General features: G+C 34.9%; 17 protein-coding genes. 8 read left to right on the plus strand and 9 right to left on the minus strand.

What is annotated here, in order from left to right:
• Positions 1–5 precede the first annotated feature (5 nt).
• The 5 genes from LAB100_RS05450 to LAB100_RS05470 form a co-directional block, all read right to left on the minus strand.
• Positions 6–494: a PTS sugar transporter subunit IIB gene (locus LAB100_RS05450; protein WP_119325552.1), complete on the minus strand. Its 489-nt coding sequence runs from the start codon at positions 492–494 to the stop codon at positions 6–8.
• 33 nt (positions 495–527) lie between these two features.
• Positions 528–1,244 (minus strand): GntR family transcriptional regulator, encoded by a 717-nt coding sequence (locus LAB100_RS05455; RefSeq protein WP_119325551.1) that lies wholly within the window; start codon positions 1,242–1,244, stop codon positions 528–530.
• Positions 1,245–1,574: 330 nt separating this feature from the next.
• Positions 1,575–2,498, minus strand: a complete 924-nt coding sequence (locus tag LAB100_RS05460) for an L-lactate dehydrogenase (protein WP_119325550.1) — start codon at positions 2,496–2,498, stop codon at positions 1,575–1,577.
• 136 nt (positions 2,499–2,634) lie between these two features.
• Positions 2,635–3,549: an L-lactate dehydrogenase gene (locus LAB100_RS05465; RefSeq protein WP_119325549.1), complete on the minus strand. Its 915-nt coding sequence runs from the start codon at positions 3,547–3,549 to the stop codon at positions 2,635–2,637.
• Between the two features lie 175 nt (positions 3,550–3,724).
• Positions 3,725–4,780: a D-alanine--D-alanine ligase gene (locus LAB100_RS05470; protein ID WP_119325548.1), complete on the minus strand. Its 1,056-nt coding sequence runs from the start codon at positions 4,778–4,780 to the stop codon at positions 3,725–3,727.
• A 189-nt stretch (positions 4,781–4,969) separates the two neighbouring features.
• Here LAB100_RS05470 and LAB100_RS05475 point away from each other — a divergent pair, with 189 nt between their 5' ends.
• The gene (locus LAB100_RS05475) at positions 4,970–5,899 is read left to right on the plus strand and encodes a DUF1002 domain-containing protein (RefSeq protein ID WP_371851212.1); all 930 of its coding nucleotides are present in this window, start codon (positions 4,970–4,972) and stop codon (positions 5,897–5,899) included.
• A 148-nt stretch (positions 5,900–6,047) separates the two neighbouring features.
• Here the strand turns inward: LAB100_RS05475 and LAB100_RS05480 are convergent, their stop codons facing one another.
• Positions 6,048–6,782, minus strand: coding sequence for a CPBP family intramembrane glutamic endopeptidase (locus LAB100_RS05480; protein ID WP_119325546.1), 735 nt, complete (start codon positions 6,780–6,782; stop codon positions 6,048–6,050).
• Between the two features lie 400 nt (positions 6,783–7,182).
• Positions 7,183–7,872, minus strand: a complete 690-nt coding sequence (locus LAB100_RS05485; RefSeq protein ID WP_119325545.1) for a ribonuclease H family protein — start codon at positions 7,870–7,872, stop codon at positions 7,183–7,185.
• A gap of 69 nt (positions 7,873–7,941) precedes the next feature.
• Here LAB100_RS05485 and LAB100_RS05490 point away from each other — a divergent pair, with 69 nt between their 5' ends.
• The 6 genes from LAB100_RS05490 to LAB100_RS05515 all read left to right on the plus strand — a co-directional run bounded on the left by LAB100_RS05490 (position 7,942) and on the right by LAB100_RS05515 (position 14,875).
• Entirely contained in the window at positions 7,942–8,697 is a 756-nt protein-coding gene (locus LAB100_RS05490; protein ID WP_119325544.1) for an alpha/beta hydrolase, read from the plus strand.
• A gap of 42 nt (positions 8,698–8,739) precedes the next feature.
• On the plus strand, positions 8,740–11,499 hold the full coding sequence (locus LAB100_RS05495; protein ID WP_246001260.1) for a YhgE/Pip domain-containing protein: 2,760 nt from the start codon (positions 8,740–8,742) through the stop codon (positions 11,497–11,499).
• Between the two features lie 31 nt (positions 11,500–11,530).
• Positions 11,531–11,980, plus strand: coding sequence for a hypothetical protein (locus LAB100_RS05500; protein WP_119325542.1), 450 nt, complete (start codon positions 11,531–11,533; stop codon positions 11,978–11,980).
• Between the two features lie 5 nt (positions 11,981–11,985).
• On the plus strand, positions 11,986–12,684 hold the full coding sequence (locus LAB100_RS05505) for a zinc metallopeptidase (protein WP_119325541.1): 699 nt from the start codon (positions 11,986–11,988) through the stop codon (positions 12,682–12,684).
• Positions 12,685–12,925: 241 nt separating this feature from the next.
• A complete protein-coding gene (cls, locus tag LAB100_RS05510; protein WP_119325540.1) occupies positions 12,926–14,392 on the plus strand; it encodes a cardiolipin synthase in 1,467 nt (488 codons plus the stop codon).
• A 147-nt stretch (positions 14,393–14,539) separates the two neighbouring features.
• Positions 14,540–14,875 carry a ribonuclease G gene (locus LAB100_RS05515; RefSeq protein ID WP_119325539.1) on the plus strand — a complete coding sequence of 112 codons (336 nt, stop codon included), beginning with the start codon at positions 14,540–14,542 and terminating at the stop codon, positions 14,873–14,875.
• A 76-nt stretch (positions 14,876–14,951) separates the two neighbouring features.
• On the opposite strand, the gene LAB100_RS05520 is transcribed toward LAB100_RS05515, so the two are convergent.
• Entirely contained in the window at positions 14,952–15,218 is a 267-nt protein-coding gene (locus tag LAB100_RS05520; RefSeq protein ID WP_162894147.1) for a hypothetical protein, read from the minus strand.
• A gap of 148 nt (positions 15,219–15,366) precedes the next feature.
• Here LAB100_RS05520 and LAB100_RS05525 point away from each other — a divergent pair, with 148 nt between their 5' ends.
• Positions 15,367–16,008, plus strand: a complete 642-nt coding sequence (locus tag LAB100_RS05525; protein ID WP_119325538.1) for an endonuclease III domain-containing protein — start codon at positions 15,367–15,369, stop codon at positions 16,006–16,008.
• A gap of 55 nt (positions 16,009–16,063) precedes the next feature.
• On the opposite strand, the gene LAB100_RS05530 is transcribed toward LAB100_RS05525, so the two are convergent.
• Complete coding sequence (locus LAB100_RS05530; protein ID WP_119325537.1) at positions 16,064–17,329, minus strand: methionine gamma-lyase family protein; 1,266 nt, start codon at positions 17,327–17,329, stop codon at positions 16,064–16,066.
• Between the last annotated feature and the right edge of the window lie 203 nt (positions 17,330–17,532).

Below are 17,532 nucleotides of genomic sequence, written 5' to 3' on the forward strand. Positions count from 1 at the left end.
AATTTTTATTTTTTGTAGTCTTTCAAGATACCTGCAAAGTCTTTGATTGGGTCACTTGGAACCATTTGAGCTGTAACATTGATACCTGCATCGAGGAGCTTGTGGAATGCATCGTAATCATCGTCAGTTACATTAATTGATTGTGTTAAGTGTTGTGAATCATCTTTTTGAGACATGTTACCAACATTGATTGTGTCGAATTTAACACCATTTTCAGCCATTTCTACCAATGTAGCAGGCTTCTTAACAACTAGAAATACTCTTTGTGACTCATACTTGCCGGCTAAGATATTTGCTGAAGATTTCTTTGTACCTAAAATACTTAGATTTACCCCAGCTGGTTTAGCTAATTTAAGGGCTGTTTTTTGAATATCGCTCTTTATAATTTCGTTATCAACTACCATAATTCTTGATGCTTGTAATTTAGTTGTCCATAAGTTAGCCACTTGTCCGTGAATTAATCTTTCGTCAATTCTTACTGCAATAATACCCATATCTTTATACCTCCAAATATTAACTACTCTTCCTTAGGATTTATTACTAATATCGTGTCGAATGTGATATGCAAATTGATCACTTCTTGCAACACTCAAAGTAAATTCAATTATTTGATTATGTGGATCATAAGTCTGTCGTCTGAGATTCAAACAAGGCGCGCCTTCTTTGATCTTGAGATATTTACTATCGTTGGCACTTGTAATGCCAGCTAAGAAATACTCATCAGCGTAATAAACTTGCTCGTTGAACTCTTCTGAGAAAACCGAATATAATGAGCGGTTATTCAACATCGATTCAGTCATTAAACTAAAATGGTCAGCCGGTAAGTAAGTTCTTTCCAACATGACAGGAATCCCATCCGCATATCGAAGTCGCTTTATCTTAATAATTTGACTACCCACTTCAGTTTCCAAGTTCTTAGCGAAGTAAGCATTAGCCTCCTTTCGTTCAAAACTAAGAATTTTGGTTTGTGGTTTTTTCCCCAGTGAAATCATCTGCTTGTTGAAACTGTAACTACTATTCAAATCACTATTCAGATCAACTCTATTAACAAAAGTTCCCTTACCATGAACACGACGAATCATCCCTGTAACTTCCAGTTCCATTAGGGCAGCCCTAACAGTTGTTCTAGATAATTCATATCTTTCTGCTATTTCCCTTTCGGAAGGTAATTTAGCATTGGCTGGTAAAGTTTGAATGTAATTAGTCAGCAAGTTGATTAACTGTTCTTGAAGAGTAATTTTCATACGAATCGAATCCTTTCTGGTATCAACCACAAGACCATTGTATCCGGTTACAGGAGAATAAACAACAACCGGGATAGACCGCTTACATGGTGGTTTATCCGGCAAAATCAGTTCTATCAAGGCTTGTGAAGATATGAAACTAAAGTGGTACTTTTTTTAATACCACTAAAAGAAGATACCAGTTAGAAATTGGTCAGACCAATTTTTCATATGTATATTCTTTTTTTCATAATGTGTTAGTTATTGCCAATTAACTTTGATATTAAAGTAAGCAATAAAAAAGAACGTAGCGTTATGTCTACGTTCTATTGATAAAATTCTTCTATTATATTACTTAATTCCTTCTGGCAATTTACTTTTAATATAATCAGCTGAATATTGTAATTTATCTAACTCTTCTTGAGGTAAGTCTAATTGGATTTGCTTAACAATTCCATCACGTCCAATAATAGCTGGGTATGATAAGTAAACACCATACTCTTCACGGTAATTAGATACTGGCAATTCAATATATGAATCATTTAGAATTGCCATTGTTAATTTAACAGCTGCAGTTGAAATTCCATAATTAGTGTATTTCTTACCACTGAAGACTGTAAAACCACCCATACGGATATCCTCGTTCAACTTATCTAGATCCAAACCATCCTTCTCTGCTAGTTCAGCAATTGAATGATCCAAAACTTTTACTGTTGACCAAGCTGTAAATTGAGAATTTCCATGTTCGCCCAAATTGTATCCTTGGACTGAACGAGGGTCCACATTCAAGGCTGCTCCAACGGCACGTTTCATTCTGGCTGAATCCAACAATGTTCCAGTTCCCATTACATGTTTCTTAGGCAATCCTGTTACCTCTTGATAAATTGAAACCATTACATCATTAGGATTACTGATTACCACAATTTTGCCATCAAACTTGGTTTGTTTAATCTTTTCGGCAACATCTGTAACTGCATTACTTGTAAAATCTAATTCAGCAAATCGATCCGGCTTTACACGATCTTGCAGCTTAATATTACCAACGGCTGAAATAATAACATCTGTATCATCTAATTGAGAGTAATCATTAACAAAAATATTTGTATGGAATGGCAAATTAGCCATAGCATCTTCAAAGTCCAAAGCATCGGACCTAACTTTCTTTTCATTAATATCGATCAATACCAAATCGTCAACAAAACCACTTGATACGATATAATGCGCACAAGCTGCTCCTACATTACCTGTTCCAATAATTGCTACTTTTCTTGTCATTACAAATTACCTCTCAATTCAAAATTAATTTAATTGCCATTATACTCTAATTTTATTAAAAAATAATTAACAATATCAAATAAATGATTTTTAAGTACAAAAATAGCCCATTTCTAATTAAAAATGAGCTATTTTCCTAATTTTTAAGATTCTTTTTAATATAATCAGCTGAATAGTGTAATTTATCCAATTCTTCTTGTGGCAAATCTAGTTGTAACTGTTTCAAAATACCATCACGCCCGACAATAGCCGGATAAGATAGATAAACGCCATATTCTTCACGATAATTAGAAACCGGTAATTCGATTCTAGCATCGTTCAAGATTGCCAAAGACAATCTTACAGCTGCAGTTGAAATTCCATAGTTGGTATAACCTTTACCATCAAAGACCGTAAATCCGCCCATACGAACATCTTCGTTGATTTGATCCAAATTTAGTCCTGACTTTTTAGCTAACTCTTCTACCGGTTGATCCATTACTTTAACAGTTGACCAAGCCGTAAATTGTGAATTCCCATGTTCACCCAAGTTATAGCCCGAAACAGATCTAGGATCAACGCCAAATGCTTTTCCGACAGCACGTTTCATTCTGGCTGAATCAAGCAATGTTCCTGTTCCAATCACACGCTCTTTAGGAAAATCAAGGATTTGCTGATACATCGAAGTCATTACGTCGTTAGGATTACTAATAACTACCATAATTCCATGAAACTTTGTTTCCTTAATTTTATTTGCCACATCAGTCACTGAATCACCTGTTGGTTTCAACTCACCAAAACGATTAGGATGATCTCCACCGATTAAACTAATATGACCAACAGCCGAAATAATAATGTCAGCATCATCCAATTGAGAGTAATCATTTACATAAATATTAGTGTGGAAAGGTAAATTAGCCATGGCATCTTCAAAATCTAGAGCATCTGACTTAACTTTCTTTTCATTCTTATCAATTAAAACTAAATCATCGACAAAGCCACTAGAAACAATATAATGCGCACAAGCAGCTCCTACATTTCCCATTCCAATGATTCCGATCTTTCTTGTCATAAAATATATTCCTCACAGTCAAATATTTTAATTAAGTTCCATATACCATGATACTCAAAGTGAGCTACACAAGCCAGTTTCTTCCAATTAATTATGCATTCAAAATTACACAATTTTCTAGTTTATTTCGTTCTCTTATATAAAAAAGTTGACCCCTATCATGGGATCAACTTTTTTATTTTCTATCTTCGTAATACTTAACTTTACTCTTAATAATTTTTTCGCATAAATCAGGATATGAGATACCTGCTGCTTCAGCTTCTCTTGGCATTAATGACAATGGTGTCATACCGGGCAAAGTATTTGCTTCCATAACATACAAATCATCGCCACGCATCAAGAAATCAACACGTCCATAATTACTCATTCCTAAAGCTTCAAACGTCTTCTTAGTCAAAGCTTGCATATTGCTATGAATTTCATCATCCAAATTGTTTGGTGGTGTGATGAAATGAGTAACATTATTAGCTTGGAATTTATGCTGGAAATCATACCAACCTGTATCCACTGTTACTTCAACTGCGGGAAGTACTAGACCGTCAACAATAGCTACTGAGAACTCACGACCCTTGATATATTCTTCAATTAAAACTTCATCATCAAATCTCAAAGCATCGGCTACCGATTCTCTCAATTCAGTAGCACTTTCAACGATATGTGTACCAACACTTGAACCACCATTAGATGGTTTTACGACCATTGGATAATTGAACGGAATATCTTCTGACAAGATCTTAGCAGTCTTAGTAGTTGTATATTTAGCTGTAGGAATATTATTTTGAACAAAAATTTCTTTAGAATATTTCTTATCCATAGCTAAACCTGATGCAAGTGTGCCACTACCTGTATATCTAATATCAAAGACATCAAAAACAGCTTGCATCTTACCATTTTCACCATCTTCACCGTGAAGTCCCATGTAGACAATATCGGCGTGTTGACATATCTTCAAAACATTTCTACCAAGAAGACCTTTTGTTCCATCTTTACGAAGTGCATTGATTTTTTCATCAGTCAAAACTTCATCATCAATGACTAATTTACTTTCACTTTCTGGTTCTGTTGTAAAAAGATCATCGATCTTATCTTCATCGACATCCTTACCTAAAAATGAATCAACGTATGCGACTTCATAGCCCTTGCTACGTAGTGCGTTGGTGATTTTAACTCCGGAAGATAAAGAAACATTTCTTTCTGTACTTCTTCCACCTGAAAGAACGACAATTTTCATTGTGTTTTCACCTAATCCTTTTTTATTTATTACTTAAGCGTAATCCTAGAACCTACAGAATAGCACAATACTTATGAAAAAACCATTTGAGATTTTAAGTTTTTAAAAAATTTAGCCAACTTCTCGAATTTTTCACACATTTTTGGTTTAATTAGCATTAAGGAGGATATAGCCTTGAAAAAATTAAATATTATTTTATTAGGTTTATTATCTGTAATCACGCTGGGAATCTTCTCAGCACAAAACGTCAAAGCTGATGATCTAAGCGACCAACCAGTTATGACTTTAGGAACTTCGTTAACATCAGATCAACGCCAAGGTACAATCAGTGCCTTATCTTCACAAATCAATGACAGTAACTATAAAACAATTACTGTTACTGGTGATACCTTGGTTAAATATTTGAATCCAAGTGGTAGTTCATTCACTAGCAATTCAGGTGTCTGGTCATCCGCTTTGATTCAAAAAACTTCATCAGGTTCAGGTATCAACGTTAAGATCGTTGACTATAATGGTAAAAACAATATAACTACCATTACTGCTGACCAATACAGAAACGCTGCTGTTACTGCTGGTATCAGTGATGCCAACATCTATGTAACATCAGCTACTCCAATTGACGGTTCTGGTGCCTTAGCTGGTATCTATGCAGCCTATGCCAATAGTGGTGACAACTTGAACCAAAGCCAAGTCAACGCTGCTCAAAAAGAAATGAACGTTTTAAGTGGTATCACTGATGCTAATAAGGGAACAGATGGTTATTCTGATAAGCAATTAAACAATGCCGTTGCCGGTATGAAATCAGATATTGCTCAAAAAGGTGACAACATTACCGTTAACCAAATCACAACTATCGTTAACAACAACTTGCAAAAGAATAATCTTCAAAATATCGTTAACAATAACCAAAAACAACAAATCATTAACTTAATGGTTCAAATTAGAGATTCGGGTGCTTTAAAGAATTCTAACTTTAAAGAACAAGCCTCAAAATTAAGTAGCGATATCATGAGTAAAGCTAAAAATGTTTTCAACAACTTAAATACTCAAGAAAATCGTAATTTCTTACAAAGAATTTGGGACAGTATCGTTTCATTCTTTAGCGGTTTGTTTAACTAAAAAAATATCGCCCAATTCTCGAATAACAAAAATAACCGCATGACTATTATGGTCATGCGGTTATTTTTGTTATTTTTTTATAATTACCTAGATTGCTTGAAAGCTTAGATTTTATTCAATCCTAGTGTGGAAATACTAAATTCTGAATTCATCTAACAGTATCTTGCCTTTGATCAAAAACAGGGAATATGATAATAAAACTGACAAATAAATATATCAATGAAGGTAAAATCATATTATTTATTGTTGCATTGGAATTTTGAGAGATACCATAGACGATAATAACTAGATAATCGAGAATAAAATGACAAAGCATCGGATATAGAAGATTTTTGGTCCGTAAAAAAGCACCCGAAAACATAAATCCAATTGCTGTTGTCATCATAACTTGTCCCACAGTCATATCAAAACTTTGTGAATACAGATTAATGAAATGCTCAGTGCCAAATAAAATGCTAGATATCGAAACCGGTAATAGTATTCGGGCATATTTATTTTTAAGGTCTTGAAAAATATGGAGTAAGGAACTCAATACAATTCCACGCATAAGATATTCTTCAGTTAAGCAGGCTACTAATCCAATCGTGAAGGCGTATAAGAATCTATCAATATGTGTTAGGCCAATTAGCAACAACACAACAATAATCATGATCATGTTATTACTTTTATGCCTATCCAATTTAATTGAAAACTGAATGTGTTGTTTTGTTAGTTTCTTGTTTAAAGTAAAAAGTAAAATCAGAAACAATATTTTGTCCATAATGATAGCGTACAAACCATATGAGATATTTAATATTTTTAAAACATTAATGAACCCAACTTCAAAGGTTTTCTCAATGAATAAAACTAAAAGAAGATTTTTGATTAAAGATTTTTTTGCCATATACAATTATCTCATTTCTTCAAATTTATCTAACGCAATCACTGTATTGGACACTTTTAATGCCTTAATTATTTTTTACGGCAAAAGAGTATCATATTATATTTTTTGAAGATACGAAAATCCCTAAAAAGTCGGTTCTTGTTCAAAGTTGGTTACAATTAATACTAACTAGTTTGTGTGAAGGATGCCGTCGTCCGTGAAATTACCTAATTAGTAAATCAATACACTAGTCCGGAGCAACAAAGAAAATGGGCTCAGTAGCGAAATTTTTCTTAGTGACGAAGTCACTTAGAAAAAGGCCGAGCTTGAAGACACTTGGCAACGCCAAGTGGCTCCAAGTCGTGCCCGCTACGTTCCAGCTCAATTTTCTTTGTTGTGGAGGACGGCATCCTTCAAAAAACTACATCTTATCCATAGTTTCATTCAAAAGTTCATCAACTCGATTATTTCCCACATTAGTAGCGTGACCTTTAGTCCACTCAAAAGTTTTTTTAGGAACGGTTGGCAATAATTTATCCAATTGCTTCCATAGTTCAACATTGACCGGAACGCTGCCATCAGCCTTTTTATAGCCACGTTTCTTCCAACCTGTCAACCAATTTTTAGTAATTGCATTCAGAACATATTGAGAATCTAAGACAAATATCGTATTTTGTTGATTGATTTTTAGTTCATTTAATCGAATAATACTTTGAATTAGGGCCATTATCTCCATGCGGTTATTAGTCGCCCCAAATTCTCCATCAGTTCCTTCATATGTCTGACCATTATTACTAATATGGTAGGCCCAAGCAGCCTTATCAGATGTTTTAACATGACCGCCCTTAAAATTACCGTGATTTCTAGAGCCACCATCAGTATAAACAACGACATCAAAATCATTAATATTGGATACTTTTGGTTTAGAAGTTGTTTTGTTAGCGGGTTTACTATAAGAATCTTTACCATCTAAAAACGCTTCTGCTTGGGCTCTATCAGTGAAACTTTTATAGCGAGCGCCGGCAAATCCATCTACTTGTGCCTTGCATTCTGGCCAAGTTAAATAGATACCTGGCTTCTTGCCACGTCTTACTGCGTAATATTTTTGCAATTGTCATACCTCATTTAGTTAAAATTTATCAATAATAATTATATAATAATATGTTGTTGGGGTGAATTTATGAAAAATGGGCAATGGCCGATTCTATATATCCATGGTTTCCGTGGTGGCGATTATACAACGCAAAAAATGATTGAATCAGCGCTAGAATGTAACGGTAAAAATAAAGACCAATTTTTAAAAGCTAATATTAATTGGCGAGGGAAAGTTACATATGAAGGAACTTGGACTGCGGACGAACATCCCATTGTTCAAGTTGTTTTCCAGAACAAATGGGTTGGCAGTAACCAAATGGAATATTGGTTAGTGAAACTTCTATTTGATTTACGCTTAAAACATGAATTTACTACATATGACGCTATTGGTCACTCTTTAGGTGCTGTAGCCTTAGTTTTAGTCAATCTAAGGGAAAAAATGCGTCCTTATATGCCACGACTAAAAAAATTAGTACTCATTGCAGGTCCTTTCAATGGGATTATTGGTCTCGGTGATCTTCCCAACATCAACCTGCTTAAACCCAACGGACGCCCTGCTTTTATGAGTCCAACTTATTTTAGAATTTTTATTAATAGAAACAACATTTCGGATGATCTACGTGTTTTAAATATTTTTGGTAACGTTGGTGATCACTCAAATAGTGATAAGTATATCTCCGTTACGTCAGCAAAATCTATTTCCTACGTTCTTAGACCAAAAGTTAAAGAATATACTGAATATTTAATCAGAGGCTCCAATGCTGAACATTCTATGCTACATGATGATTCTGAGATTTTAGATACAGTCAACGGATTCATTTACTACAATCCGTTATCGTAACGTTATATAATGGTCTTGCGCCATTCAGTTTTTAAGAGAGATTTGGAGGGGATTTCTATCAAAGCTTGGGAGCTATTCAGATTAGATATAAAAAGAACTTTGCAATCAAAACCCGCAACCTTATTGATGCTAGCTATGATAATTTTGCCATGTTTATATTGCTGGTTTAACGTATGGGCCCTATGGGATCCTTATTCAAATACCAGTGATCTAAAAGTTGCCGTTTATTCAGATGATCAACCTGTTAAACTTGAGGGTCAAAAAATCGAGATCGGTGATCAATTGATCGACAACTTAAAAAAGAATCATAAATTGGGATGGACATTCGTTGATTCCAAAAAGCAACTTGACCAAGGTGTTAAAGATGGTTCTTATTATGCTGGTATTTACGTTCCAAAAAACTTTTCAAAGGATATCGTTAGTTTCTTATCTGGTAAGATTAAGAAACCAACTTTAGTTTTCTCAGTTAACCAGAAAATAAATGCGATTGCCCCGAAATTGACCGAAACCGGGGCGACAACGTTGCAAGGAACGATTTCCGATGAATTTATTGGTACAATCAGTAAAACTATCACTAAGGCTTTAAACAAGTCCGGAGCAGACATTCAGCATAACCTACCAATGCTAAGAAGATTATCTTCACTATTGGTAACGACTGACGATAACTTGCCCGAACTACAAGATATTATGGACAAAGTTCAAAAAGCCAACACGATCGTTCCTAACTTGAATCAAAAGTTACAACAAGCTAATGATATGTATGGTTACCTTCCATTATTAAATCAAGATGCCCAAAAATTAGTTAACTTAAATAATTTCTTACCACTAGCCGATGCTGGGGGGACTGCTGCCAAGGATCTTCAAGGAAAAATCCCCGAGATTCAAAGTGCCGGTTCTCAGATCAATGAAATTGACAATGATTTTGGTAAAATTTCTGATCTAATGGGTACTAGTATCACCCAAGTAGAAAATGGTATTCAAGTTGTTGACAAAGTTCAAAATGTTATGCCTGATATTCAAAAGCTGGGTGAAGATGCTGAAAACGCAACTAATACAGCCAATAATGAATTGATTCCAAAAATCCAACAAGCTTTACCAGTCATCAAAACAACTGTTGATACTGGTTTATCGATGGTTTATAACATTGCCAAACAAATCAGTACCTCACTTGGTAATGCTAATACCTTAATTGATAAAATTAAGAACGATCCTAAGAACCAAGAACTAAAGGAACAACTAAAGACCGTCCTTCAAAATGTTGCTGACGACGCGACACAATTAGCTAAAGTCAGTCAACAAATTGCTTCATCATTGACTGATCTACAAAACTTCTACAATGATTTAGCTGACCAACTTGGTCATGACAAGACAACGATTTTTGATACACCTATTCAACATTTAAATGACTTAGCCTCATTGAATCAAGCTCTAGCTGACAAGGCTAATGATATTGTAAATAATTATGACGACCTCGATACTAGTCAACTTCAAAGTAAGATTGCTGATCTACAATCACAATCCGATAAAATTGCTGACGGAGTTTCTGCTATCAAGGATCTAAATATTATGGATAGCGTTTCAAATAGTGTTAACGATATTAGTACTTTCCTAAAAGATGCCAGTGCAACTCTTAGCCAAGTCAACAACAATATCATCCCTGCTATCCCAGGACTATTAAATAACACTAAAGGTGTGCTAGAAACTGCCCTAACTTATCTTCAAAAATACCAAAAGCAATTACCTGCTGTTGGTAACGAAATTCACGATGCCAACCAATTGTTAAACGGAAATATGGGTAATATCACAACTGGTATCAACTTAGTCAATGATTTCTACAACAATGACTATCCTACTTTGAAGAAGAAACTATCTACAGCTACTTTCTTTGTTCAATATCAACTGCCACAGATCGAAAATGAATTGACTACAACTTTGAACTTGGTTAATTCTAAGACACCTGAACTTGAACAAGCACTTTCAACGGCCAATGACTTTGCTGAAAACGATTGGCCTCAATTGAAGAAAGACATTCACCATTCAGCCACATTACTCAAAAAGGGTAAAAAAGATGTCGACTTAGGCGCCATTATTAAGTTAATGAAATCAGATGCCAATAAGGAATCTGACTTCTTCTCTAACCCAGTTAAATTGAAGCAAGAGAACCTTTATGATGTCCCTAACTATGGTTCTGCCAGTGCTCCATTCTACTTAGCCTTATGTATTTGGGTTGGTGCTTTGTTGCTATCCAGTGTCTTCACAGTTCACTTCAAGTTGAACGACCGTCAGAAATACCGTTACAGTTTCAAACAAAGATTCAACGGTCGTTATTTAACTTTTGGTTTCCTAAATCAATTACAAGCAATTTCAGCTGCACTTGGTAATTTATTTATTCTGCATGCTTATACAAAGGAAAAGGTTTGGTTAATTGTCTTTTGTATGCTGGTAAGTTTCGTCTTTATTTCTATCCTATACTCACTGGTCCAAATGTTTGGTACTGTTGGTAAAGGATTAGGGATTATCATTTTAGTTCTATCAATTTCTGGTGCTGGTGGTAACTTCCCTGTTGTTCTATCTGACGGTTTCTTCCGTTTCATCAATCCATACCTACCGTTTACTTATGCAGTAAATCTGATTCGTGAGGCTGTTGGTGGAATATATTGGCCTAACGCCACAAAAGATATTATTATATTGGTAGCCTTTGGTGTAGTCTTCTATCTACTAGGTCTTTTGACAACTGAAAAGCTCAAACCATTTATGCATAAACTACACAAGAGTGCCAAGAAGAGTATGATCATCGAATAATTTTATTCATAAAGAGGGAGAGAGAACTTTAATGACAGACATAAAAATGAAATCTTATCGACCTTTTATCACTGAAAAATTCTTTTGGGACTTTCCTACACACTTTAATTTAAAAGAAGTCAGTGAATTCCTAGATGAAGACATTGATCCAACAACTCAATATATTTCTAACACCGCTAAAACTATCATGCGAAACGACGGGATCTATTGGTTAATTCAAAGAAAGCATACTTCTCAAATAGTTGCTCTGATAAGTCTTAGTGATCTTGATTTAACAAAACATCAAGCTGCTTTGATGATAACTTTCAAGAATCTTTCCGCTGATGAAAAGTTAGAGATTTCAAATAGATTACTTGTTTTTCTTAAAGATCAGATCTCACTACAAACTATTGAAATTAATCAATTAGACCACATAGTTCAAGAAAACTTCACAAATAATGGATATAATATTTCTCATAATAATCTACTAAAGAGGAGTTAACATTTATGTATGGATATGGTTACGGTTTTGGTCCCAGCTATCTCTTGATAATTATTGGTTTAGTTATCAGTCTGTGGGCATCATGGTACGTAAATCATAATTTTAAAAAATATGATCAGTTTACTAGTCACCACGGTAAAAGTGGCGCTGATGCCGCTAGATTTATTTTGGATAAAGCTGGACTTCAAGATATTCAAATCAACAAAGTCAGTGGTAATTTAACTGATAATTACAATCCTGGTAATAAGACATTGAATCTTTCAGAATCAACTTATGATTCTACTTCAGTTGCTGCAATTGGAGTTGCTGCCCACGAATGCGGACATGCTATTCAAGATCAAAAAGGATATGTACCCATGCGTATTAGAGCTAGTTTGGTCCCTGCTGTAAATCTAGGATCAAATGCTTCAATTCCTTTGATACTTGTCGGTGTACTTCTAGGAATGAACCATACTTTGATCACCATCGGAATTTGGCTATTTGCCTTAGTTGTTTTATTCCAAGTTGTTACTTTGCCAGTTGAATTTAATGCTTCTGGACGTGCCATCAAGATACTTAGCTCTGGTGATATCCTTGATAACGATGAAGTCCCAATGGTAAAACAAGTCCTATTCTCAGCTGCTTTAACTTATGTAGCTGCGGCAATATCAACTGCTTTACAACTATTACGTTTAATTATTATTTTTGGTAACGATCGTAATTAGAGAAATTAAAAATAAAACAGTTCCAATTAAGTAATTCAGGCAGTTACATACCTTGAATTCTTAATCGGAACTGTTTTTTTATACTGCAATTTTAACTAACGGATCACGTTGTTTAGAAGTAAAACCTTTGTAGACGATGGTATCCTATCAAAAAAAGACTTAGAAGTTGCTTGTATAATTAGATTTTATTAGAATTTTGAAGTAAACTTTCTAATAAGAATAATAGAGGGGAATTTATTTTATGATTGATGTTTGGATCATCTGGCTAATTCTCATTATTTTAGTAGTCAATACAATCTCAGCACTTATCACTGTTTTCCATAGGCCACGTAATATTGTCACCACCTGGGCTTGGATTTTGGTTTTGGTTCTCTTGCCGATTGTTGGTTTTCTAATCTACGCCTTTTTAGGACGTGGAATTGCTCAAGAGAAGATTTTCAATATCAGTAAGCAAGAGCATTACAGTTTAAGTCAGCTGAAGAGAATGGCCATCGCTGCTCAAAAGCGTCCTCAAAACGCCTCACGATACGATGAAACACGATATGCTGACCATATCATTCGTTTTTTCAATGAGACCGAGGAGGCTCCTTTAACACGTCACAACGAAATTGAATTATTCTTTGATGGACAAGAAAAATTCAAAAAGATGTTTGAAGATATTCGTCAGGCTAAAGAAACAGTTCATGTCGAATACTATGCTTTCATCAAAAGTGATATTGGGGACAAATTTCTAAAACTATTAACTCAAAAGGCTAAAGAAGGTCTGGAGGTTCGTTTACTATACGATCCATGGGGATCAGGTGGTACTAAACCTCGTTATTTCAAAGAGTTTCAAGCTGCTGGTGGTGAAGTTCTTCCTTTCATCACTTCTAAAAACGTTATCGCTAAAACACGTTTAAACTATCACTTGCACCGTAAAATCGTTGTAATCGACGGTACTACTGGTTGGATCGGTGGCTTTAACGTCGGAGATCAGTACGTTAACGTAACAGATAAATTTGGTTATTGGCGCGATACCCATTCTAGAATTTTTGGCGCTGCAACCTTGCTATTGCAAGAAAGATTCTTCCGTGACTGGAATGCTTCTTTGGATCGAAATGCAGAACCTCTAGCCTTTTTGGAAAAATACTTCCCATCAGATAAGTTCAATTCAGACGCTAATTTGCCAATTCAAATTGTTTCTGATGGACCTGATAGTCGTGATGAAATCCTAAAAGACGGTTTCATTGATATGATTGTCAGTGCTAAGAAGAGTGTTTGGATTCAATCACCTTATCTTGTTCCAGATGACGCGATGTTTACAGCTTTAACTATTGCTGCTCGCTCTGGAGTAGATGTTCGAATCATGATCCCATGTATGCCGGATCATCCTTTCATTTATCGGGCTACACAATATTATGCTAACCTCTTAACAACTTACGGAATTAAGATTTATAGCTACCAAAAAGGATTTTTACACGCCAAAACTTCTGTCTTTGACGGTAAAATTTCTTCTGTCGGTTCAATGAATCATGACTTTAGAAGTTACTCATTAAACTTTGAAGCTAACGCCTTCATTTATGACGCTAAAGTTTCTCACCAAATTGCTCGTTCTTTTGAAAACGATATGAAGGACTCACTTCTACTAACTCCGGAAATGATTAAAGAACAAGGAATGTGGCTTCACTTCAAACAACGTTTCTCACGTCTATTGTCGCCAATCTTATAATCCATTTCAAAATCGAATTATATAAAAAATAAAACTCATCTTGAAGATAATCTTTTTTATCATCGAGGTGAGTTTTATTATTACTGGCTTAGCTATAAGTATTACGATATACTTTATTTTTATTCATTTAGGGAGGAATTTATTATTATGGACGAAAATGGAACACAAGTACCTAACGAAGTTAAAGGCTGGAATTGGGGTGCCTTTATGTACAATATTTTTTGGGGAATCGGTAATAAAACTTACTTACCATTGCTTTGCTTAATCCCACTATTCAACATCGTTTGGATCTTTGTGGTTGGCTTCAAAGGGAATTCTTGGGCTTGGCAAAAGGGTAATTATAAAGACGTTGAAACTTTTAAAGCTGTTCAAGCAACATGGAATCGCGCTGGTTTAGTACAATTTATTATTTCAATCGCCGGTGTCATACTTTATGTATTATTCTTTGCTTCAATTATTTCAGCATTAGTATCTAACTATTAGAAAAAAACAGGCTCTATTGAAAAGCATTCGAGGTATGTAAAATATACCTGAATCTCTCAATAGAGCCTGTTCCTTTTTATTCATATATTCGTTTAACAACTCTTTGACGATATAAATCGTTCCCCTGTCCCCAGAAAAGAAAGCTTAATGAAACATAAAGAATTGCTAAGGTGATGTCTAATACATCGAATTTCATATAATCAGCCAACATTAAACTAATTATAAATACGATGGAAATTATTGGTTCAATTGCTCCCAACCATACATATGAATTATTTGCTAAAACATATTTCTCTAAGATTAAGGAGGCAATTGACCCTATAACAAAAATAATACCCAACATAATTACACCCCCATAATTAATCAGCGTATATTATGTTATCACAAATAATTTTCTGAAATAAAACAAAAGCTCCATGAAAACGTCTCCAAGAAAAAATTCACGACTTTTGATCATTTCTATTAGATAATTGCAGTCAGGGGGGATCATTTTGTACAAACAGATTACAATTTATGATTTATTAAAAATATTATCAAAACAACTGGGTGAACAGAATTGGTGGCCAGCTGAAAGTACTGAAGAAATGTTAACTGGTATGATATTAATTCAAAATACCAATTGGAAAAATGTCGATCGTTCTTTAACTAATCTCAAACAAATTACTAATTTTGATATTGATAAAATACTTAATCTCTCTAAAGAGGAATTAGAAGCTTTGATCCAACCGAGTGGCTTCTTCCACAACAAAGCTATCTACCTTCGATCAATATTAACAGCCTACCGAGATAATTTTTCCGAATGGTCAAAGTTACCAACAAACTTATTACGAAAAAAGTTATTGGCTCTTAAAGGAATTGGAAATGAAACCGCCGATGTTTTATTACTTTACTACTTCCATCGCCCAACCTTTGTTTCTGACAATTATGCGATGCGCTTATTCAACAATTTACATACTTTCACTAAGAAACCAACTTATATGCAATTAAAAAATGCTGTTGAACATGACTTCAAATTCACTTCCAAACAAGCCGAAGAACTGCATGCCCTGATCGACGAATTTGGCAAATTAAACAGTGATTTTTTCAAAGATTATCAGCTACGTTTGCCCAATCTTAGTTATATTACAAAATAAAAAAGTTATCTTATTTAATCTAATTAGACCAAATAAGATAACCTTTTTTATAGATTTATTTATAAAATGTTTCATTAACAGCTTGTGTAATCGCAATTTGAACATGCGCATATGACAAACCACCCTGAATATATAGTGAATATGGGGGTCTGATAGGACCATCTGATGACAGTTCAATCGTTGATCCCTCGACGAAACTACCTGACGCCATAACAACATCATCCTCATAACCATCTTGATGACTAGGAATTGGATCAACAAATGAATTCATTGGTGAATAATGTTGAATAGCGGCACAGAATTTAACCATAGGTTCAGGATCACCAAAGGAAACTGTTTGAACAATATCGGTTCTTGGTGCATCCCATTTTGGTGAAACGTTCATTCCCATTTCTTCACAAAGAGCTGAGGTAAAGACCATTCCCTTTAAAGCTTCACCTGTCGTGTGTGCTGCCATGAAAAATCCTTGATAAAAGTCACGTAAGTAACCCCAAGTAGCTCCTTCACCTTTACCAGCACCAGGAACTGTCAAACGTGAACCAGCACCATCAACTAAATCTTCTCGTCCAACAATATAGGCACCACTCTTAACAATTCCAGCACCAGCGTTCTTATACAAAGATCCTGCCATAATATCAGCGCCATAGAAAGTAGGCTCCTCTTTTTCTGAAAATTCGCCGTAACAATTATCAATAAAAACATTAACGTCAGGACGAATTGATTTAACGAATTTGATCATTTTAGCAATCTTATCAACTGTAAAACTGTCACGAACTGCGTAACCTCTTGAGCGTTGAATAGCAACTACTTTGATGTTATCGTCAGCCTTCAATGTTTTTTCCGCGTTCTCATAATCAACTGAACCATCATCTAATAATTCCGTTGTAGAAAAGTTAATACCATACTCCTTCATATTGCCACGCTTATTACCTGCTAAGCCAATAACTTCTTGAATTGTATCGTATGGTGTTCCAGTTAAATAATAAAGCGTATTTCCAGGGCGCAACATACTGAATAGGGCTGTCGAAATTGCATGTGTACCTGAAGCAAATTGAGGACGAACTAAAGCATCATCCACTTTAAAGTAGTCGGCATAAATGGCTTCGATCTTATCGCGACCGATATCATCATAACCATAGCCGGTTGATGGTACTAGGTCTTCTTCACCTACTCGATGTTTTCTAAACAAGTTCAAGACACGTTGTTGGTTATAAAGCACTTGTTGATCAATTTCTTCTAAACGTGGTTGAATTAGTTTTTCTACTTTAGCAACTTTTGTTTTTAAATCTTCTGGTAAATCATCTGTCCATGATAATGACATAAATAAACTCCTTTTTTTGCCTTTAGGCTGCCGTCCTCCACAACAAAGAAAATTGGGCTGGAACGTAGTGGGCACGAATTTGAACCAATTGAAGTTCACAATTGTTTCAAATCTCGGCCTTCTACTAACCTCACTACGTGAGCTAAGTAGAATTTCACTACTGAGCCCATTTTCTTTGTTGTTCCAGACTAGTGTATTCGTAA

Origin of the sequence: Companilactobacillus musae, from assembly GCF_003967595.1 — a bacterium.
Taxonomy (GTDB): domain Bacteria; phylum Bacillota; class Bacilli; order Lactobacillales; family Lactobacillaceae; genus Companilactobacillus; species Companilactobacillus musae.

Bases quoted from the DNA above. Each gene is read 5' to 3' on its own strand.
- LAB100_RS05450 (WP_119325552.1), bottom strand. From the start codon at position 494: ATGGGTATTATTGCAGTAAGAATTGACGAAAGATTAATTCACGGACAA.
- LAB100_RS05455 (WP_119325551.1), bottom strand. From the start codon at position 1,244: ATGAAAATTACTCTTCAAGAACAGTTAATCAACTTGCTGACTAATTAC.
- LAB100_RS05460 (WP_119325550.1), bottom strand. From the start codon at position 2,498: ATGACAAGAAAAGTAGCAATTATTGGAACAGGTAATGTAGGAGCAGCT.
- LAB100_RS05465 (WP_119325549.1), bottom strand. From the start codon at position 3,549: ATGACAAGAAAGATCGGAATCATTGGAATGGGAAATGTAGGAGCTGCT.
- LAB100_RS05470 (WP_119325548.1), bottom strand. From the start codon at position 4,780: ATGAAAATTGTCGTTCTTTCAGGTGGAAGAAGTACAGAAAGAAATGTT.
- LAB100_RS05480 (WP_119325546.1), bottom strand. From the start codon at position 6,782: ATGGCAAAAAAATCTTTAATCAAAAATCTTCTTTTAGTTTTATTCATT.
- LAB100_RS05490 (WP_119325544.1), top strand. From the start codon at position 7,942: ATGAAAAATGGGCAATGGCCGATTCTATATATCCATGGTTTCCGTGGT.
- LAB100_RS05500 (WP_119325542.1), top strand. From the start codon at position 11,531: ATGACAGACATAAAAATGAAATCTTATCGACCTTTTATCACTGAAAAA.
- LAB100_RS05505 (WP_119325541.1), top strand. From the start codon at position 11,986: ATGTATGGATATGGTTACGGTTTTGGTCCCAGCTATCTCTTGATAATT.
- cls (WP_119325540.1), top strand. From the start codon at position 12,926: ATGATTGATGTTTGGATCATCTGGCTAATTCTCATTATTTTAGTAGTC.
- LAB100_RS05515 (WP_119325539.1), top strand. From the start codon at position 14,540: ATGGACGAAAATGGAACACAAGTACCTAACGAAGTTAAAGGCTGGAAT.
- LAB100_RS05520 (WP_162894147.1), bottom strand. From the start codon at position 15,218: ATGTTGGGTATTATTTTTGTTATAGGGTCAATTGCCTCCTTAATCTTA.
- LAB100_RS05530 (WP_119325537.1), bottom strand. From the start codon at position 17,329: ATGTCATTATCATGGACAGATGATTTACCAGAAGATTTAAAAACAAAA.